The organism is Streptomyces albidoflavus (genome assembly GCF_000719955.1).
GTDB classification, from domain to species: Bacteria; Actinomycetota; Actinomycetes; order Streptomycetales; family Streptomycetaceae; genus Streptomyces; species Streptomyces albidoflavus.
In genome coordinates, this window is the sequence record NZ_JOII01000006.1 from 243994 (window position 1) to 262171 (window position 18178).

The following is an 18178-nucleotide window of genomic DNA, read 5'->3' on the forward strand; positions in this document are numbered from 1 at the left end:
CCGGGCGAGGGCCCTCACTCCTGCGGCACCAGCGTCAGATAGGCGATGCCGAGGACGTTCCGGTAGCCGTTCAGCCAGGCGGCGCGCTGCCGGTCGGTCCGTTCGCGGACCGCGGCGGCCTCCGGGTGGCCGGGGTGGGCGGCGAGCCACACCTCCACGTCCTCGCGGTACCCCGACTCGAACTCCTCCCACTCGGCGGGCGTCGCCGTCTCGATCCGGGCCGGGCGGAATCCGGCCGCGACCGCCTCGTCCACCAGCTCCGCGAGGCTCGGATGGTCGCCCGCGGCGGCGTCCGGCCACATTCCGGCCAGCTCGCCGGGGGAGGGCGGCCGCTCCCAGAAGCCCTCGCCCAGCAGCACCCGCCCGCCGGGCCGCACCAGCCGCCGCAACTCCCCGAGCGCCTCGGGGACCAGGCGGGGCGGCGCGGCACCGGTCAGCGCCTGCGAGGCGCCGAGGCAGAGCACCAGGTCGGCCGGGCCGCGCCGGGTCCCGGTGGCCGACTCGGCGAGGAACTCCACCCGGCCGGCGAGCCCCCGCCCCGCCGCCAGCGCCCGCCCACGCGCCAGATCCTCCTCGTCCACGTCCAGCCCGGTCCCGGTCGCCCCCGGCACCGCCGCGAGCACCCGGAGCATCAACTCGCCCCAGCCGCAGCCGATGTCCAGCACCGTGGCGGGCCGGTGCGCGGCGAGGCGGGCGGTCAGCTCCGCCGCCCGCCCCTCGCCCAGCGGGCCGTGGAAGGTGAGGGCGCGGGGACGGGGCGGGCCGGGGACGGCGTCGGGGGAGCCGGGGGAGCCGGGGGAGGAGGTCATGGGCGCACCGTAGTCACGGGAGGTGGGCGCCGCGCCTCATTTACCGGCCCGGCCCGGCCCGTCAGGCGGCCGGCTCCGGCAGCGGGACGCCCGTGCCGCTGACCCGGACGCGGGGGTCGCCGGGGACCAGGGTGACGGTCAGGACGCCGGGGCGGCCCATGTCCTCGCCCTGGTGGAGGGTGAGTTCGGCGTCCTCGGGGACGAGCCCCGCCTCGCGGGCGTAGGCGCCGAAGGCGAGGGCGGCGGCGCCGGTGGCCGGGTCCTCGACCACGCCGCCGACCGGGAACGGGTCGCGGACGTGGAAGACCAGGGGGTCGGTGGTGTCGCGCCACACCAGCTGGACCGTGGTGAGGTCGGTGCGGAGCATCAGCGTGCGCAGCCGCTCGAAGTCGTAGTCGAGCCGGGACAGGCGCTCGCGGGTGGCGGCGGCCAGCACGAGGTGGCGGGCGCCCGCGTAGGCGACGCGCGGGGCGAGGGCCGGGTCCAGGTCGGCGCGGTCCCAGCCGAGGGCGGCCAGCGCCTCGGCGAGGTCGGCCTCGGCGTACTCCTCGGTGTGCGGGGGGACGCCGGTGAGGGTGGCGCGCAGGACGCCGTCCCGCTCGTCGACGGTGACCGGGACCGGGCCCGCCTGGGTGTGGAAGAGGTACGCACCGGTGCCGTGCCGCTCGCCGAGGGCCACGGCGGTGGCCACTGTGGCGTGGCCGCAGAAGGGCACCTCGGCCTGCGGGCTGAAGTACCGGGCGCGGTAGGCGCGGACGCCCTCGGGGGCCTCGCCGCCGGCCGGCGGCGGGGTGAGGAAGGCGGTCTCGCTGTAGCCGAGGCGGGCGGCGACGGCCAGCATGGTGGCCTCGTCGAGCCCGGCGGCCTCCAGGACGACCCCGGCGGGGTTGCCCCCGGCCGGGTCGCGGGTGAAGGCGGCGTACCGCAGGACGGCGGGCTCGGCGGTGGGCGGGGCGGGCGTGTCGGCGAGGCTCATGGCCGTGCCAACCGGGCTCCGGGAGGAGCTATTCCCGGGGCCGGGCGGGCCTCCGGAGAGACCCGCGCCGGGTTCCGCGCGGCCGGCTCAGTGGCAGTTCTTGGTGCCCTTGTCCTTCTTCGTCCACGCGCAGGAGTCGAGGAGGGAGCCGCTGGGCTTGATCAGGCGCGCCTTGTCGCTGTCGTTGTTCCACACGTACTGCTTGCGGTTCCAGTACACGGTGCCCGAGACGTTCTTGCCGGTGCCGGTGCGGACCTTGACGGTCTTGCCCGCGCCGATCTTGTAGCTGCCGAAGGTGTAGGTGTAGCCGGTGTTGTCCTTCAGCTTGTAGCCCTTGAGCTGGATCGCCGAGCGGGTGTTGTTGTGGATGTTGACCCACTCGGCGTTGAGCGAGGCGTTGGAGCGGGTGTCCTTGCCCGGGCTGTCGTACTGGATCTTGGCGAGGTGCAACCCGCCCTGGTGGGCGGCGGCGGCCGGGCCCGCCGCGAGGAGGGGCGCGGTGAGGGCGGTCGCGGTGACCAGGGCCCAGGCGGCGGTGGGACGTATGCGCATGATGTGCTCCGTGCGTGAAGTTCCTGTGAAGGAGGCTGAGCATAGAGCCTGTTGGGGCGTGCTTGTCCCCGGTATGGTGCGTTCCGCTTGTGTGGGCGGCCGGGGACCCGGGCGGTACCGGGCCCCCGCCCGGATCAGCCCCGTCCGATGTACGGCATCCCGCTCGCCATGACCGTGGCGAACTGCACGTTGGCGTCGAGCGGCAGCTCCGCCATGTGGCGTACGGTCCGCGCCACGTCGGCCACGTCCATCACCGGTTCGCTGCGCACCGACCCGTCCGCCTGGAGGATCCCGGCCCGCATCCGGTCGGTCATGTCGGTGGCGGCGTTGCCGATGTCGATCTGCCCGCAGGCGATCCGGTACGGACGCCCGTCCAGCGAGAGGGACTTGGTCAGCCCGGTCATCGCGTGCTTGGTCGCGGTGTACGCGATCGAGTGCGGGCGCGGGGTGTGCGCGGAGACGGAGCCGTTGTTGATGATCCGCCCGCCCTGCGGCCGCTGCTCCTTGAAGTGCCGGAAGGCGGTCTGGGCGCAGAGGAAGGCGCCGTTGAGGTTGACCTCGACCACCTCGCGCCACGTCTCGTACGCCAGCTCCTCCACCGGGACGCCCCCGCCGCCGAAGATCCCGGCGTTGTTGAAGAGCAGCCCGAGCGCGCCGAACCGCTCGGCGGCGGAGGCGAAGAGGGCGCGTACCTCCTCGGGGCGGGTGACGTCGGTGGGCACCACCAGGGCGCGCCCGGCGGCCTCGCCCGCCAGCGCCACGGTCTCCTCCAGCCGTCCCCCGTGCCGTCCGGCCAGCGCCACCGACCAGCCGTGGGCGAGGAGTTCGAGGGCGACGGCCCGGCCGATGCCGGAACCGCCCCCCGTCACGACGGCGGTCCGGCCCGGCTCTGCGTTCTGCTGTGCGTCAGTCATGGGCCGCAGCGTAGGACGCCGCGGCCCCTGCGCTCACCGGTCGCGCCCGGTGCCGGGCGGCGGCGTCCAGGCCGCCCCGTCCACCGGCGGCGGGAGCAGCCCGCCGAGCCCCTTCACCGTGTACGCGCAGTCCGTGTACGTGTAGCCGGGCTCGATCCTGGCACCCGAGGAGTGGTTGCGCACCGTGTCGGTGGACGAGCCCCGCTTGTACAGGAAGTGGTACTCGCCCGCCGGGAGCGAGAGCCGCTGCTTCGGGTACGACGTGCTCTTGTCCTTGCAGGCCCCGGCCTTGCCCGCCGCCACACTGTCGTACGCCTTGCACCCCGCGCACGCCTTCAGCGTGAGGCGGCCGGTGACCGGGCCGGTGTAGAGAATCTCCACCGTGCCGGGCCCGCCGTTGGAGACGACCAGCTCCATCCGGGTGCCGCCCGGGGACTTGGCCGGCGGCAGCTTCCGCCCGGCCGCCGGGCGCTCCTCGGCGATCTCGGCCGCGATGGCCGCCTTGCGGGCCTTGTCGCGGTTCTTGTTGCCCTTGTAGGTGTCGGCGAAGTCGGTGAAGGTCTCGGCGGCCTCGCTGAACTTCCCGTCCTCGAACTCCTCGACCCCGCAGGAGTACGTGCCCTTCTCCACCCCCGAGCGGGCCTTGTCCGAGACGCCGGAGACCGACTCCCCGGGCAGCTTCCCGGCCAGCGCGTCGAGGGCCCGCAGCCGGGAGGTGTTGTCGCAGGCGTCGTCGGGGAGCGCGCCGGACCGCTCGGAGACCTCGGTCAGCAGCGCCGGGCCGACCTGCCCGGCCTCCTTCGACTCGGGGAACTCCTCGAAGAGCGCGGTCAGATGGTCGCCGCCGGTGCCGGCCTGACCCTGGCCGACCAGGTCCATGCCGCAGGTGTACAAGGCGTCCGCCAGCGGCTTGTCCGGCCAGGTGGCCAGCTTGCCGAGCGCCTGCTCGCCCACCGAGTCCGGCAGCTCGCGCAGATAGGTCAGCGGCTCGATCGCCTCGCAGTGGTCGTCCTCGCGGTAGGGGGTGGCCACCGACTCGTAGAGCGCCTCCAGCTTCGCCGGCACCTTCTTCGCCGCCCGCCGCTCCGGATGGTCCGCCGCCAGGCCCGCGTACCCCTCGACCGCCCGGGTGTACTCCTTCTTCCCGGCGGCGAACCCGGCCCGCCCGGCGGCCCGTTCGGCCAGCGCGTCGGTCTTCGCCAGCCGCTCCAGCAGCATCTCCTCGACCGCCTCGTCCCGGGCGCTCTCGTACGCCACCGCGCCGCCGGCCGGGACCGCCAGCAGCACCAGGCCGAGCCCCAGCACCAGCGCCGGGCGGGGCCACCCGCGTAGCGGCCGGCGCAGCGCGCGGCGCGCCGCGTCGGCGGCGGCCAGCACCGCGACCGCCGCCCACGCCGCGACGAGGAGACCGGGCACCCCCTCCGGGCTCGCCGGGAGGGCGGCGACGAGCAGCCCCGCCGTCGCCGCCACGCACACACCGGCCGGCAGCCACTGGCGCAGCGCCAGGTAACCGAGGCCGAGCCCGCTCAGGTTGAGGACCCCGGCGCCGACCGCGCGCAGAGCGTCCGGGGGACCCGGCGGAGGGCCGGGCGGCGGCGGGGGAACGGCGCCCGGCGGGGGCGGCGGAGGCCAGGCGTCGCCCGGCGGCCCGGCGGGCGGCGGCGGGGCGGCCGGGGGGGGGGGGGGGGGGACCGGGGGCGGGGGGGGGGGCCGCCGCCCGGACGGGTGCGGCCCCGGGTCAGTGGTGGAAGCCGGGCTGCCGGGCCGCGCGGCGGTCGCCGTGGCTCAGCCGTTCCACCGCCTCCCGCAGGTCCTCGGCGAGGAGCATGATCTTGTCGTACCCGATCCCGTGGCGGACCAGGACCCGCTGCACCACCGTCTCCTGCCGGTCGGCGGGGAGCGGATAGGCGGGCACCTGCCAGCCGCGCAGCCGCAGCAGTTCGGTGACGTCGTACAGGGTGAAGCCGGCGGAGTCGGGGTCGGTCAGCGTCCAGGAGACGGCGGGCAGCGCGCCCTGCCCGTCGTACAGCAGGGTGAACGGTCCCAGCTCGGCCACCTTCGCGGCGAGGGCGCGGGCGGTGCGGCCGCAGGAGTCGAGGACCGCCCGGTAGCCCTCGCGGCCCAGCCGCAGCAGGTTGTAGTACTGGGCGACGACCTCGCCGCCGGGCCGGGAGAAGTTCAGCGCGAAGGTCGGCATCTTCCCGCCGAGGTAGTCCACGTCGAAGACGAGTTCCTCCGGGAGCAGGTCCCGGTGGCGCCAGACCACCCAGCCCACGCCGAGCGGCGCCATGCCGTACTTGTGGCCGGAGGCGTTGACCGAGGCGACCCGCTCCAGCCGGAAGTCCCACACCACGTCCGGGTGGACGAAGGGCGCGACGAACCCGCCGCTCGCCGCGTCCACGTGCAGCGGCACGTCCAGACCCGTGTCGCGCTGCACCGCGTCCAGTTCGGCGGCCAGCTCGGCCACCGGCTCGTAGTCGCAGGTGTAGGTGACGCCGAGGATCGCCACCACGCCGATGGTGTGCTCGTCGACGTGGGCGCGGAGCTGGTGCGGGCGCAGCCCCGTCGCCCCCTCCTCCAGCGGGACCTGGCGCAGCTCCACGTCGAAGTAGCGGGCGAACTTCTCCCAGCAGACCTGGACCGGGCCGCAGACCAGGTTCGGCCGGTCGGCCGGCTTGCCCGCCGCCTCCCGCGCCTTGCGCCACCGCCACTTCAGCGCCAGCCCGCCGAGCATCGCCGCCTCGCTCGACCCGGTGGTGGAACAGCCCATCGCCTCGCCGCCGGACGGGCTGTGCCACAGGTCGGCGAGCATGTGCACGCAGCGCGCCTCGATGGCGGCGGTCTGCGGGTACTCGTCCTTGTCGATCATGTTCTTGTCGAGGCACTCGTCCATCAGCGCGTGCACCTCGGGCTCCGCCCAGGTGGTGCAGAACGTCGCGAGGTTCTGCGAGGAGTTGCCGTCCATCGCCAGCTCGGAGCGGATCAGCTCCAGCACCGCCACCGGATCGGCCTCCCGCTCGGGCACCCGCCGCTTCGGCAGCGTCCGGCGGCTCAGCCGCGTGCTGTACACGTCCTCGATGCCGGCGTCGGCGCCGCCGTTCGGCTCCGGCGCCTCCCCGGGCTCCGGCCGGCCCACCTGATGCAGCGCCACGGTGCTCCTCCTGGAGGGGAAGGGGCGGCCGGGCGCGCGCCCCGCGGCTCGAACGTAGGCCGCGCGCCCCCGCTCCGCACCAGCAGCGGGCAACCGGGGGACGCGCGCCCTGCGCCCGTCTACTCACCCGGGTAGCCCACCCCCACCTCCGCCCGGGCCGCGTCCACCGTCCGCAGCACCCCGAGCGTCGCCTCCAGCGGCACCAGCGGCGACTGGCGCTCACCGGCCCGCAGACAGCGCATCACCTCGGCCGCCTGCGGGGCCCAGGTGTCGTCCGGGCCGCCCGCGCTGCGGAACACCTCCGGCTCGCTCCCCGGGCGGTGCAGCACGAAGTGGTCCGGGCGGAAGAAACTCCCCGGCACCTCGATCCACCCGCCGGTCCCCGAGACCGAGGCCGCCCGCGGGGTGTCCGCCGTCACCGAGCAGTGCAGCAGCCCCTGCGCGCCGCCCGCCCACTCCAGCAGCAGCGAGGTGTGGGTGTCGACGCCCTCGGCGGAGAGGGCGGCCCGCGCCGTCACCCGCTCCGGCTCTCCCAGCAGCAACTGGGCGAACGCCACCGGGTAGACGCCGAGGTCCAGCAGGGCCCCGCCGCCGCGCGCCGGGTCCAGCAGCCGGTGGCCGGGCGGGAACGGCCCCGGCAGCCCGAAGTCCGCGGCGACCGTGCGCACCTCGCCGACCGCCCCGTCGGCGACCAGCGCCGCCAGCCGCCGCACCAGCGGGTTGCACCACATCCACATGCCCTCCATCAGGAAGACGTCCCGCTCCCGGGCGAGCGCCACCAGCTCCCCGGCCTGCCGCGCGCTGAGCGCCAGCGGCTTCTCGCAGAGCACCGCCCGGCCCGCCTCCAGGCACATCCCGGCCGCCCGCAGGTGCTCGCTGTGCGGCGCCGCCACGTAGACCACGTCCACCTGGTCGTCGGCGGCGAACTCCGCCCAGCTCCCGTGCGCCCGGGGTATCCCGAACCGGTCCGCGAACCGGCGTGCCGAGGCCGCCGTACGCGACCCGACCGCCACCACCTCGGCGTCCGGCAGCTGCCGCAGGTCCTCGGTGAACGCCGCGGCCATCGCGCCCGTCGCCAGCACCCCCCACCGCACCGGCGCCGAACCCCCTTGCACCGTCTCCGTCTCCGCCATGCCCCACCCCTCACGTCAGGACGCCTCTCACGGCGCCGCCTGCTCACCTCCGGCGGACAGATCCGGACAACGCCCGCCCACCGCCGTACCGCCTCCGGCCAGCCCCGGCCGAAAAGGTCTCGACCATCCTCGCCGAGCTGAGAGCATAAGGAGCCCGACGAACCGAACGACCGAACGACCGCGACCAGCTGGCGACAGCCTGCCCGCGGCCCCGAACAGGAGAGGCAGCATGCCGGACGGCGGCCCGACCACCCACGGGAAGCAGCACCCCCCGACCGCCCCCGCGCGGACGGCCCCCGGCGCCGTCCCGCCCCCGCCCGGACCCGCCGCCGCCCCGCCCCGGGCCACCCCCGCGCTGCGCCGCACCGGCTTCCTGGTCACCCTGGTCCTCGGCGGGCTCACCGCCACCCCGCCGCTGGCCATGGACATGTACCTCCCGGCGCTGCCCGCGGTCACCGACAGCTACGGCGCCTCGGCCGCCACCATCCAGCTCACCCTGACCGCCTGCCTCGCCGGTATGGCCCTCGGCCAGCTCGTGGTCGGCCCGATGAGCGACAAGTGGGGGCGGCGCCGTCCGCTCCTGACCGGCCTCGTCCTCTACGTCCTCGCCACCGCCCTGTGCGTCGTCGCCCCCAACGCCGCGCTGCTGGTCACCTTCCGGCTGATCCAGGGGCTCGCGGGGGCGGCCGGCATCGTCATCGCCCGCGCCGTCGTCCGCGACCTCTACGACGGCCTCGCCATGGCCCGCTTCTTCTCCACCCTGATGCTGATCTCCGGTGCCGCGCCGATCGTCGCCCCGCTCATCGGCGGCCAGCTGCTGCGGTTCACCGACTGGCGCGGCGTCTTCGCCGTCCTCACCCTGATCGGCCTCGGCCTGCTCGTCCTCGTCCACCGGGTGCTGCCCGAGACCCTCGCCCCCGAGGACCGGCACTCCGGCGGCTTCCGCGCCACCCTCGCCACCATGCGCGGCCTGCTCGCCGACCGCCCCTTCACCGGCTACCTGCTCGCCGCCGGCTTCGCCTCGGCCGCCCTCTTCGCCTACATCTCCGCCTCGCCCTTCGTGGTCCAGGAGATCTACGGCGCCTCCCCGCAGACCTTCAGCCTGCTCTTCGGCCTCAACTCGGTCGGGCTGGTCGGCGCCGGGCAGCTCAACGGCAAGGTCCTCGTCGGCCGCGTGAGCCTCGACAAGGTCCTCGCCACCGGCCTCGCCCTGATGACCGCCGCCGCCCTCGCCCTGCTCCTGATGACCCTCGGCGTCTTCGGCGAGGTCGGCCTGGTCCCCGTCGCCGCCGGACTCTTCGTCCTGGTCTCGGCGCTCGGCCTGGTCACCCCCAACACCACCACCCTCGCCCTGATGCGCACCCGGAACGCGGCCGGCTCCGCCTCCGCCCTCCTCGGCACCTCCTCCTTCCTGGTCGGCGCCGTCGCCTCCCCGCTGGTCGGCGTGGCGGGCGAGCACACCGCCGTCCCCATGGCGGTCCTCCAGCTGACCTGCGCCCTGCTCGCCGCCGCCTGCTGGGCCCTCTTCGCCCGGCCCGGCCGCGCCCCGGCCGGCGCGCCGCACACGGGAGGAGCGGACAGCTGAGCGCCCCCCGCCTGCGCCCCGGCACCCCCGAGAGAGCCGGGCTCGACCCCCGCGAGCTGCGCACCCTCGTCCGTGGCGTCCGCCGCCTCCCGCAGGGCCGCCGCCCCTGGTGCGCCGGGGCCGTCGTGGTCGCCGGACGCGGCCCCTACGTCGCCGTCGAGGAGGCCACCGGCTGGGCCGTGCGGTACGAGGGCTGGGACACCGAGGCCGACGCCCCCCGCGAACTCCCCGAGGAGCAGCGGGTCCCGGTCACCCTCGACACCCCCTTCGACCTCGCCTCCCTCACCAAGCTCTTCACCACCGTCGCCGCCGTCCAGCAGATGGAACGCGGCACCCTCGGCATCGACGCCCGCGTCGCCGCGTACGTCCCCGAGCTGACCGCCGCCGACGACGCCGGGCTCACCCTGCGCCACCTGCTCACCCACACCTCGGGCCTCCGCCCCGAACTGCCGCTGTACGAGCTGCCGGACGCCACCGCGCGGCTCGACGCGCTCCGCCACGAGAAGCCGCTCGTCGCCCCCGGCGGCCCGCCCCGCTACTCCGACCTCAACCTCCTCCTCGTCCAGCTCGTCCTGGAACGCCTCACCGGCCGGGGCCTGGACCGCCTCGTCCACGACGGCATCACCCGCCCGCTCGGCATGACCGCCACCTCCTTCGGCCCGCGCCCCGAGGCCGCCGCCACCGAGGACCAGCGGCTGCCCTGGGCCAAGGCCGACCGGGGCATGGTGCGCGGCACCGTCCACGACGAGAACGCCTGGGCGCTCGGCGGCGTCGCCGGGCACGCCGGGCTCTTCGCCACCGCCGGGGACCTCGCCGTCTTCGCCCGCACCCTGCTGGCCGGGGGCGCCCACGGGCAGGCCCGCATCCTCGGCCCCGACTACGTCGACCTGATGCTCCGCCTCGGCCTCGGCTTCGGCATCGACCAGCCCTGGTTCATGGGCGGCCTCGCCGGACGCGGCGCCGCCGGGCACACCGGCTTCACCGGCACCTCCCTGGTCCTCGACCGGGCCACCGACACCTTCCTCGTCCTCCTCGCCAACACCGTCCACCCCCGCCGCCGACCCGCCGACTCCGCACCCCGGGCGGCCGCCGCGACCCTGCTCGCCCGCGCCGCCCGCACCCCGGGCCCGGGAGCCTGACCGGGGCGCGCGTTCCGGCGGGGGCCCGCCCGCCTCGTACACTTCCCCGGTGCACGCCCCACTCTCCCCCCAGGCCCCCGCCGAAGCGCTCCGCGCCACCCTCGCGGAACTCGTCGACGGGCTGCCGCCCCGGCAGGCCGCCCAGGCCACCGCGCGGCTCATCGCCAACTACCGGGGCGCCACCCCCACCGACGCCCCCGTCCTGCGCGACCGCTCCGACGTGGTCGCCTACGCCGCGTACCGGATGCCCGCCACCTTCGAGGCCGACCGGGCCGCGCTCGGGGCGCTCGCCGACGCCGTGCCGCAGTGGACGCCCTCGGGCCACACCGACATCGGCGGCGGCACCGGCGCCGCCGTCTGGGCCGCCGCCGACATCTGGCCCGACCCGGCCGACGGCGCCGCCCCCCGGCCCGTCACCGTGCTCGACTGGGCCGAACCCGCCCTCGCCCTCGGCCGCGAACTGGCCGCCCGCGCCCCCTCCGCCGCGCTCCGCGACGCCCGGTGGCGCCGGGCCCGGATCGACGCCGCCCTCGACGTCCCGCCCACCGGCCTGGTCACCGTCTCCTACGTACTCGGCGAGCTGACCCCCGCCGACCGCGCCGCCGTGGTGGACGCCGCCGCGGGCGCCGCCGAGGTGGTCGCCGTCGTCGAGCCCGGCACCCCGGACGGCTACCGGCGGATCATCGAGGCCCGGGACCGGCTGGTCGCCGCCGGGTTCCACATCGCCGCACCCTGCCCGCACAGCGCCGCCTGCCCGATCGAGGAGGGCACCGACTGGTGCCACTTCGCCGCCCGGGTCAGCCGCTCCTCCCTCCACCGCCAGGTCAAGGGCGCCTCGCTGGCCTGGGAGGACGAGAAGTTCAGCTACGTCGCCGCCACCCGCTTCCGGCCCGGCCCGGCCACCGCCCGGGTCGTCCGCCGGCCGCAGACCCGCAAGGGCCAGGTCCTCCTCGACCTCTGCCGGGACACCGAGGAGCTGAGCCGCGAGACCGTCACCAAACGGCAGGGCCCCCTCTACCGCGCCGCCCGCGACACCGCCTGGGGCGACCCCTGGCCGCCGCGCGAGGACCCCGCCCCCTGACGAGGGCGGGGCCGGCGTCGCTCAGCCCCGCAGCTCCTGCGTGCAGCACTTCACGCTGCCGCCGCCCTTGAGCAGCTCGCTCAGGTCCAGGCCGACCGGCTCGAACCCGCGCTCCCGCAGCGGCCCGAAGAGCCCCTGCGCCGCCTGGGGCAGGAAGACCCGCGCCCCGTCGGAGACCGCGTTGAGCCCGAGGACGGCCGCGTCCCGCTCCCGGGCGATCAGCGCGTCGGGGAAGAGCCGTCGCAGCACGGCCCGGCTGCCCGGGGAGAAGGCGTCCGGGTAGTACATGATCTCGTCGGTCCGGTCGTCCAGGACGGCCAGCGCGGTGTCCAGGTGGTAGTAGCGCGGGTCGACCAGGTCGAGCCCGATCACCGGGCGTCTCAGCACCTCCTGGGCCTGGGCGTGCGCCAGCGGGCTGGTGCGGAAGCCGCGGCCGGCCAGCAGCCAGTTCCGGGTGACGGCGAAGTCGCCCTCGCCCTCGTTGACGTGGAGCGGTTCCACCGGCTCGCCGAAACCGTGGGCGCGGAACCAGGCCGCGTGCGCCGCCGCCTCCGCCTCCCGCTCCGGATGGGCGAAGCGGGCGCCGAGGACCCGGCCGTCCACCACGGTCGCGCCGTTGGCGGCGAAGACCATGTCGGGCAGGGCGGGGTGCGGCTCCAGCTCCTCCACGGTGTGGCCGCAGGCGCGGTAGCGGTCGCGCAGGTCCTCCCACTGGGCCACGGCCAGGGGGACGTCGACCGGCTTGGCCGGGTTCATCCAGGGGTTGATCGCGTAGGCGACGGTGAAGTACTGAGGCCGGCACATCAGGTAGCGGCGGGCCGCGGCATGACGAGGCAAGGGGACTCCTCTCCTCACGGGCGAAGGGCCCGCCCGGTGGCGGCCCCTGTCGCCATGGTCTGCCCGTAATCTCCCCCCTCGTACCCAACGCGCCGGAATCACCCGCTCTTCGCGGGGGCGCGCCGGGATTCCGAGACGGTACGTTGCGCCTCGCCTTCGCTGCTACCTTGGCGGGTATGTCTGAGAAGGCCACCCCCACCCCCGACGCCGGCCGCCGCAGCGACCGCTCCCGCCGCGCGATCTACGAGGCGGCCCTCGCCCTGGTCTCCGAGACCGGTTACGCCAAGCTCACCATCGAGGCCATCGCCGCCCGCGCGGGCGTCGGCAAGCAGACCATCTACCGCTGGTGGCCCTCCAAGGGTGACGTCGTCCTCGAAGCCTTCCTCGACCTGGCCCAGCGCTCCGCCGTCTCACCCGAGGACGACCCCGGCGCCGCCGCCTTCCCCGACAGCGGCGACCTCGCCGCCGACCTGAAACTGGTCCTCCAGGCCACCGTCGACGAACTGAACGAGCCCGCGTACGCCGACCCCGCCCGCGCCCTGTCGGCCGAGGGCATCCTCAACCCGCAGCTCGGCGCCCGCTTCCTCGAACACGTCCTCGCCCCCGGCCTCCGCCTCTACGGGACCCGGCTGACCGCCGCCCGGGAGCGCGGCGAGATCCGCCCGGAGACCGATGTGGCGATCGCCACCGACCTGCTGGTGGCGCCGCTCACCTACCGCTGGCTGATGGGCACGGGCCCGCTCGACCACGCCTACGCCGACGCCCTCGTCGACCACGTCCTCACCGGCCTGCGGGGCGCCTGACCCCGGCCAGGGGGTGCGCTGCCCGCGCGCCTCCCCGAGCCGTACCTGCGCCGTCGTGCGCCCCCCGCGCCTCCGTGCCCGGTACCCCCCGGGCGTCCCACCGGCCTCTCCCCGCCCCGGGAAGTGGCACCATGGAGCGCACGACGTCGAGGTGAGGGGATTGATGGGCGCGGAGTTCGGCCGCCGCTCCGGCGGGCAGAGCAGGTTTTCCCAGTGGCTGCACCGCCGGCCGAAACAGGACCCGGGTGACGAGGCGGCCCGGCGTGAAGAACTGCTGCTGGCCGCGGCCGGGGCGGGACTGCCCCTGGCCCCCGCCGCCCACCCGGAGGGATACCTCTGTTCGTGCGTGCGCATGGGGTGTCCCACCCCCGCCCGCCACCCGGTCTCCTTCGCCTGGCAGACCCAGTCGACCACCGACAAGGGCCAGGTCGAGCGCTGGGCCCGGCACCAGCCCGAGGCCAACTTCATCACCGCCACCGGCATGGTCCACGACGTCCTGGACGTCCCCCTCCAGGCGGGCCGCGAGGCGCTCCAGACCCTGGACGCCGCCGGGGTCGACGTCGGCCCGGTCGCCGAGACGGGCGACGGCCGCATGCTCTTCTTCACCATGACCCGGGGCACCCCCGAGGACGAGGACGAGTGGTGGCCCTGCGAGCTGGACGCCCACCCGGACACCGACGACGACTCGCCCGGCCTGCGCTGGCACTGCCGCGGCAGCTACGTCCTGATCCCCCCGGCCCGCCTCCCGGGCGAGGGCCCCGGCGTCTCCTGGCTACGCGGCCCGGAACACCCCCTCCCCGACCCCCTCACCCTCCTCCCGCACCTCACCGACGCCAGCGCCCGCCACACCGGCGAACACGACCCCACGACAGCCTGGCCCTTGGGCCGCTGACACCTATGAAGCCCGGCCGGCGTTTGAGGCCATCTGTGACCGGCACGGACGACGACCCCCGCCCCACCTCACCCCGGCCCGCCGCAGGCGCTACTCCCCGACCGCCCCGGTCAACCCCTCGATCCGATTGAGGAAGACCACCTTCCCGCCGGCGCCGGACCCCTCCGGCCGCGGCACGGTGACGACCTGGTTGGAGACCCGCTCCAGCGTCACCGCCCGCTTGATGTCCCCCTTGAGCAGCGCCCCCACCTCGGGGCGCACGCTCAGCGGAACCCCCCGCGCGGCCGTCTGCTTCTCGAAGTGCCGCGTGGCGAAGAGCACCATGGCCCCACCGTCCTCGGTCCGCAGCGCCAGCGGAGCGAAGTCCCCCTTGTCGAGCGGCTGGTCGACCCACTGGGTGGTGCGGCCGGGCCGGTCGGCGTTCTCCTCGCGCTGCGCCCGCCAGGAGGAGGTGTGCTGCCCGTCGGCGAACAACTCCCCGCCCTCGCCGAGGAAGCCCGCGTACTCCTCGCTCAGCCGCCCCGGCGCGACGGCCAGGTCCTTGGCGCCGTTCGCCACCGGCACCGCGTTCCCCTGCGCGTCCTCGGAGAACTCCGGTATCTCGTCCGGGGTGAGGATGGAGAGGTAGGCGGCCTTCCACTCGGCGTCGGGCCCGCTCTTGACGAAGGCGACGAACCAGCGGGTGTCCTGTTGCGGGTCGTCGTCCACGTCCCGGTTGCTGTCGGTGTCCGCGAGGAACCAGCGCGGCCACCCGGCCTTGGCGGGGATGAGGAAACGGGCGTCGGTCAGCTCCAGCGGGGCGTGACGCGGGTTGCCGCCCGGTGTGTTCTTCCCCTTGGCCCGCAGGCTGGCCTGGTTGATCTGGCCGAGCGCCCCGGTCACCCGGCCGGCGCTCAGCTCCGGGTCGTACGCCTTGTCACCGGCGTTGTACGCCTTGGTGAACTCGGCCAGCACCCGGGCCGCCTCGCCCTTCGTGGCGGCGGGTACGACCTCCAGCTCACCGTGGACGGTGACGCAACCGCTCGCCGCCAGCGCCAGTGCCGAAACCGCCGCCGACAGCGCCAACCCCCGCCGCCTGCTCATCCCTTGCGACCGCCCTTCCCTGCTCCACGTCCGGGCCCGAACCCTATCGGCCCCGCGCCCGCCCGGCGTACACAGGCCGGGCGCGCCTCCCCGGCAGGGAGGCGCGCCCGGAATCCCGGTGCCAGGGTCAGCGTTGGCGCACCGGGACGACCAGAGGGGTGCCGCCCGCCGGATGCGGGAGGACCTCGACGGGCTGGCGGTAGACCTCGCCGATCAGCCCGGCGGTGAAGACCTCGGCGGGCGGGCCCTCGGCGGCGATCCGGCCGCCGTGCAGGACGGCGGCCCGGTCCGCGTAGGCGGCGGCCAGCTGGAGGTCGTGCAGGACGACGACGACGGCGTCCCCGGCCGCCGCCCGCTCGCGGCAGATCCGCAGCACCAGTTCCTGGTGGCGCAGGTCGAGGGCGGCGGTGGGTTCGTCGAGCAGCAGCAGCGGGGCGCGTTGGGCGAGGACCCGGGCGAGGGCGACGCGGGCGCGTTCGCCGCCGGAGAGCGCGGAGAAGGGGCGCCCGGCGAACTCCGTCACCTCGGTCGCGGCCATCGCCGCGCGGACCGCCTCCTCGTCCTCGTCCTCCCGCTCGGTCCCGGCCCAGGGGGCGCGGCCCATCCGGACCACGTCCTCCACGGGGAACGGGAAGGAGAGCGTGGCCGCCTGCGGCAGCACCGCCCGGCGCAGGGCCAGTTCGGCCGCGCTCCACTCCCCGGCCGGGCGGCCCGCGACGCGTACGGTGCCCTCGGCCGCCGGGGTGTCGGCGGCCAGGGCGGCGAGCAGGGTCGACTTGCCGGCGCCGTTCGGGCCGACCAGGGCGAGGACCTGCCCGGCGCGGACGGTGAGGTCCGCCCCGTCGAGGACGGTGCGCTCGCCGAGGCGGACCCGTAGCCGCTCGGCCTCGGCGAGGACGGTGCCGGGCGCGGGCGCGGCGGGCAGGTCGCGGACGGTGCGCGCGGTGCCGAGGAGCTTGGCCATCAGGCTCATGCCCAGCCTCCCTGCTTGCGCCGGGTGCGGCGCAGGAGCCAGAAGAAGAACGGACTGCCGAACAGGGCGGTGAGGACGCCCAGCGGGAGTTCGGCGGGGGCCGCCACGGTGCGGGCGGCGAGGTCGGCGGCGACCAGGACGAGGGCGCCGCCGAGCGCGCTGCCGGGGACGAGGAAGCGGTGTCCGGGTCCGGCCGCCATCCGCAGCAGGTGCGGGACGAGCAGGCCGACGAAGGTGATGATCCCGGCGACCGCCACGGCGGCGGCGGTCAGCAGCGCGACGACCAGCACCAGGACGATCCGCAGCCGCTCCACGTCGACCCCGAGGTGCCGGGCGGGGCGTTCGCCGAGGGCGAGCAGGTCGAGCTGGCGGGCGTAGAGCGGGGCGGCGATCAGGCCGGCCAGGGCGCAGGGCAGGACGGCGAGCACCTTGGGCCAGGTGGCCTGGGCGAGCGAGCCGAGCTGCCAGAAGGTGATCTGGCTGACCTGGGCGTTGTCGGCGAAGAAGATGAAGAGGCCGATGAGGGCGCCGGCGAAGGCGTTGACCGCGATGCCGGTGAGGATCAGCGTGACCACCTCGGTCCGGCCGCCCGAGCGGGACATGACGTAGACGAGGAGGACGGTGGCGAGTCCGGCGAGGAAGGCGAAGACCGTCACCGTCCAGTTGCCGAAGAAGGTCAGTCCGAGGGCGATGGAGGCGACCGCGCCGACGGCGGCACCGGAGGAGATGCCGATGACGCCCGGTTCGGCCAGCGGGTTGCCGAAGACGCCCTGCATGAGGGCGCCCGCGCAGCCGAGCGAGGCGCCGACCAGCAGGGCGAGGACGACCCGGGGGAGCCGGATGTTCCACAGCACGCTCTCCCCGACCCGGTCCAGTTCCGCGCCGCCGAGGCCGGTGCGGTGCAGGAGGGAGCCGAGGACGTCGCCGATCGGTATGCGGTAGGCGCCGATGCCGGCGGAGAGCAGGCAGAGCAGGACCAGCGCGGCGATCAGGCCGAGGGTGAGGCCGGCGGTGAGGGAGAGGCGGCGGGCGCGGCCGGGGGACCGCCGGGCCGGACTCTCGTCCTGCGGGCCGCCTTTGGCGAGGTCGGCGCGGAATGCGGTGGTGGTCACTTGGCGTCGTCCTGCCCGGCGTAGAGCTGGTCGACCAGGTCGGCGAGGACCTGGTCGGTGCGCGGGCCGTAGTTGAGGAGCACGCCGTCGTCGATGGAGACGACGCGGCGGTCCATCCCGGCGGGGGTCTCGGCGACGCCCGGGATCTTGACCAGGCCGTCGACGCCGTCGACCGACTTCAGTCCCTTGGCCATGACGAGGATCGCGTCGGGGGCGGCCTTGGCGAGGGCCTCGCTGGTGATGGCGGTGAAGTCCTTGCGCAGCCCGGACTCCTTGCCCGCGTCCAGCGCCCCGGCCGCCTCCAGGAGCGAGCCGGCGCCCGACTCGCGGCCGCCGAGCAGATAGACGGAGGCGGAGCCGCGCAGGTACAGGAAGGCGACCCGGGGCCGGTCGGCGGCGGGCAGGTCGGGCACGTCGGCGCGGACCTTCTCGATGCGCTGCTCGGTGCGCTCCACCAGGGCCTTGCCCGCCTCGGGCACGCCGAGGGCCCCGGCCACGGCCTCGATCCGGGGGCCGATGTCGTCGAGCTCCTTCGGCGGGTCCAGGACGACCAGCGGGATGCCCGCGTCGCGGATCTGGCTGATGGCCTCGGCCGGCCCGGTGGTGGTGTCGGCGAGGACGACGGTCGGCTTCAGGGAGAGGACGCTCTCGGCGGAGACGTCGTGGGCCCGCGTCACCACGGGGAGATCGGCGGCCTGTTCGAAGGTGGCGGTGATGTCCCGGGCGACCACCTGCTCGCCGAGGCCGAGGGTGAAGACGATCTCGTTGAGGCTGCCGGTGAGCGGGACGACCCGGCTGGTGTCCTCGACGGTCACGGTGTGGCCGTCGGCCGAGGCCACCTTGGCGGGGAGCTTCGGCTCGGGGGCTGGTCCGGCGAGCGGCTCGATCCGGTCGGTCCGCTCCTCGGCGGCCGGGGCGGCCTGCGGCTTCTGCCCGGAGCCACCGCCTTCGGCCGATCCGCCGCATGCCGTGAGGGCGAGCGCGAGTCCCGCCGCCAGTGCACCGGCCCGAACTGGGATACGCACCGAGTCCACCGTCCTGTCGTGCTGTTGAGGTTCTGGTCCCCGGGGGTTCCGAAGGAGACAGGAGATACCTTAGGTTAGCCTTACCTAAAATCACCAGCCTGCCCGAAAGGGAA

At 75.5% G+C, this 18178-nt stretch carries 17 protein-coding genes; 5 read left to right on the forward strand and 12 right to left on the reverse strand.

Features of this window, described 5'->3' with window-relative positions; translation table 11 throughout:
• Positions 1 to 14 precede the first annotated feature (14 nt).
• The 7 genes from IF45_RS0108935 to IF45_RS0108965 form a co-directional block, all read right to left on the reverse strand.
• Positions 15 to 809, reverse strand: a complete 795-nt coding sequence (locus IF45_RS0108935) for an SAM-dependent methyltransferase (RefSeq protein WP_018470719.1) — start codon at positions 807 to 809, stop codon at positions 15 to 17.
• Between the two features lie 61 nt (positions 810 to 870).
• Entirely contained in the window at positions 871 to 1785 is a 915-nt protein-coding gene (locus IF45_RS0108940; RefSeq protein ID WP_008403487.1) for a PhzF family phenazine biosynthesis protein, read from the reverse strand.
• An 87-nt stretch (positions 1786 to 1872) separates the two neighbouring features.
• Positions 1873 to 2337: a lamin tail domain-containing protein gene (locus IF45_RS0108945; protein WP_008403490.1), complete on the reverse strand. Its 465-nt coding sequence runs from the start codon at positions 2335 to 2337 to the stop codon at positions 1873 to 1875.
• Positions 2338 to 2471: 134 nt separating this feature from the next.
• The gene (locus IF45_RS0108950) at positions 2472 to 3251 is read right to left on the reverse strand and encodes an SDR family oxidoreductase (protein ID WP_051720679.1); all 780 of its coding nucleotides are present in this window, start codon (positions 3249 to 3251) and stop codon (positions 2472 to 2474) included.
• A gap of 33 nt (positions 3252 to 3284) precedes the next feature.
• A complete protein-coding gene (locus tag IF45_RS0108955; protein ID WP_256671078.1) occupies positions 3285 to 4721 on the reverse strand; it encodes a hypothetical protein in 1437 nt (478 codons plus the stop codon).
• Positions 4722 to 4989: 268 nt separating this feature from the next.
• Positions 4990 to 6402, reverse strand: coding sequence for a glutamate decarboxylase (gad, locus tag IF45_RS0108960; protein WP_008415041.1), 1413 nt, complete (start codon positions 6400 to 6402; stop codon positions 4990 to 4992).
• Positions 6403 to 6521: 119 nt separating this feature from the next.
• A complete protein-coding gene (locus IF45_RS0108965; protein ID WP_003947772.1) occupies positions 6522 to 7535 on the reverse strand; it encodes a Gfo/Idh/MocA family protein in 1014 nt (337 codons plus the stop codon).
• 229 nt (positions 7536 to 7764) lie between these two features.
• Here IF45_RS0108965 and IF45_RS0108970 point away from each other — a divergent pair, with 229 nt between their 5' ends.
• The 3 genes from IF45_RS0108970 to IF45_RS0108980 all read left to right on the forward strand — a co-directional run bounded on the left by IF45_RS0108970 (position 7765) and on the right by IF45_RS0108980 (position 11340).
• Positions 7765 to 9120: a multidrug effflux MFS transporter gene (locus tag IF45_RS0108970; RefSeq protein WP_003947771.1), complete on the forward strand. Its 1356-nt coding sequence runs from the start codon at positions 7765 to 7767 to the stop codon at positions 9118 to 9120.
• Positions 9121 to 9245: 125 nt separating this feature from the next.
• Positions 9246 to 10259, forward strand: a complete 1014-nt coding sequence (locus tag IF45_RS0108975; RefSeq protein WP_008415035.1) for a serine hydrolase domain-containing protein — start codon at positions 9246 to 9248, stop codon at positions 10257 to 10259.
• Positions 10260 to 10308: 49 nt separating this feature from the next.
• The gene (locus tag IF45_RS0108980; protein ID WP_018896314.1) at positions 10309 to 11340 is read left to right on the forward strand and encodes a small ribosomal subunit Rsm22 family protein; all 1032 of its coding nucleotides are present in this window, start codon (positions 10309 to 10311) and stop codon (positions 11338 to 11340) included.
• A gap of 21 nt (positions 11341 to 11361) precedes the next feature.
• On the opposite strand, the gene ddaH is transcribed toward IF45_RS0108980, so the two are convergent.
• On the reverse strand, positions 11362 to 12177 hold the full coding sequence (ddaH, locus tag IF45_RS0108985; protein WP_003947768.1) for a dimethylargininase: 816 nt from the start codon (positions 12175 to 12177) through the stop codon (positions 11362 to 11364).
• A 176-nt stretch (positions 12178 to 12353) separates the two neighbouring features.
• Between ddaH and IF45_RS0108990 the strand changes: the two genes are divergently transcribed.
• Both IF45_RS0108990 and IF45_RS0108995 read left to right on the forward strand, forming a co-directional pair.
• The gene (locus IF45_RS0108990; protein ID WP_008415028.1) at positions 12354 to 12980 is read left to right on the forward strand and encodes a TetR/AcrR family transcriptional regulator; all 627 of its coding nucleotides are present in this window, start codon (positions 12354 to 12356) and stop codon (positions 12978 to 12980) included.
• Between the two features lie 163 nt (positions 12981 to 13143).
• A complete protein-coding gene (locus IF45_RS0108995) occupies positions 13144 to 13872 on the forward strand; it encodes a bifunctional DNA primase/polymerase (protein ID WP_030306669.1) in 729 nt (242 codons plus the stop codon).
• 90 nt (positions 13873 to 13962) lie between these two features.
• Here IF45_RS0108995 and IF45_RS0109000 read toward each other — a convergent pair whose 3' ends face one another.
• From IF45_RS0109000 to IF45_RS0109015, 4 genes are all read right to left on the reverse strand, one after another.
• Positions 13963 to 14955: an SCO2278 family lipoprotein gene (locus IF45_RS0109000; RefSeq protein WP_037637785.1), complete on the reverse strand. Its 993-nt coding sequence runs from the start codon at positions 14953 to 14955 to the stop codon at positions 13963 to 13965.
• A gap of 127 nt (positions 14956 to 15082) precedes the next feature.
• Positions 15083 to 15928, reverse strand: coding sequence for a heme ABC transporter ATP-binding protein (locus tag IF45_RS0109005; RefSeq protein WP_008415058.1), 846 nt, complete (start codon positions 15926 to 15928; stop codon positions 15083 to 15085).
• Entirely contained in the window at positions 15925 to 17040 is a 1116-nt protein-coding gene (locus IF45_RS0109010; protein WP_030306671.1) for a FecCD family ABC transporter permease, read from the reverse strand. The genes IF45_RS0109005 and IF45_RS0109010 overlap by 4 nt, the downstream gene beginning before the upstream one ends.
• Positions 17037 to 18074: a heme/hemin ABC transporter substrate-binding protein gene (locus tag IF45_RS0109015; RefSeq protein ID WP_030306672.1), complete on the reverse strand. Its 1038-nt coding sequence runs from the start codon at positions 18072 to 18074 to the stop codon at positions 17037 to 17039. Before IF45_RS0109015 ends, IF45_RS0109010 begins: the two co-directional genes overlap by 4 nt.
• Positions 18075 to 18178 lie beyond the last annotated feature (104 nt).

What these genes read in the sequence shown, in the direction of transcription:
- IF45_RS0108990 (WP_008415028.1), top strand. Translation starts at nt 12,354, where the DNA reads ATGTCTGAGAAGGCCACCCCCACCCCCGACGCCGGCCGCCGCAGCGAC.
- IF45_RS0108965 (WP_003947772.1), bottom strand. Translation starts at nt 7,535, where the DNA reads ATGGCGGAGACGGAGACGGTGCAAGGGGGTTCGGCGCCGGTGCGGTGG.
- IF45_RS0108995 (WP_030306669.1), top strand. Translation starts at nt 13,144, where the DNA reads ATGGGCGCGGAGTTCGGCCGCCGCTCCGGCGGGCAGAGCAGGTTTTCC.
- IF45_RS0108945 (WP_008403490.1), bottom strand. Translation starts at nt 2,337, where the DNA reads ATGCGCATACGTCCCACCGCCGCCTGGGCCCTGGTCACCGCGACCGCC.
- IF45_RS0108950 (WP_051720679.1), bottom strand. Translation starts at nt 3,251, where the DNA reads ATGACTGACGCACAGCAGAACGCAGAGCCGGGCCGGACCGCCGTCGTG.
- IF45_RS0108935 (WP_018470719.1), bottom strand. Translation starts at nt 809, where the DNA reads ATGACCTCCTCCCCCGGCTCCCCCGGCTCCCCCGACGCCGTCCCCGGC.
- IF45_RS0109000 (WP_037637785.1), bottom strand. Translation starts at nt 14,955, where the DNA reads ATGAGCAGGCGGCGGGGGTTGGCGCTGTCGGCGGCGGTTTCGGCACTG.
- IF45_RS0109005 (WP_008415058.1), bottom strand. Translation starts at nt 15,928, where the DNA reads ATGAGCCTGATGGCCAAGCTCCTCGGCACCGCGCGCACCGTCCGCGAC.
- IF45_RS0108970 (WP_003947771.1), top strand. Translation starts at nt 7,765, where the DNA reads ATGCCGGACGGCGGCCCGACCACCCACGGGAAGCAGCACCCCCCGACC.
- IF45_RS0108940 (WP_008403487.1), bottom strand. Translation starts at nt 1,785, where the DNA reads ATGAGCCTCGCCGACACGCCCGCCCCGCCCACCGCCGAGCCCGCCGTC.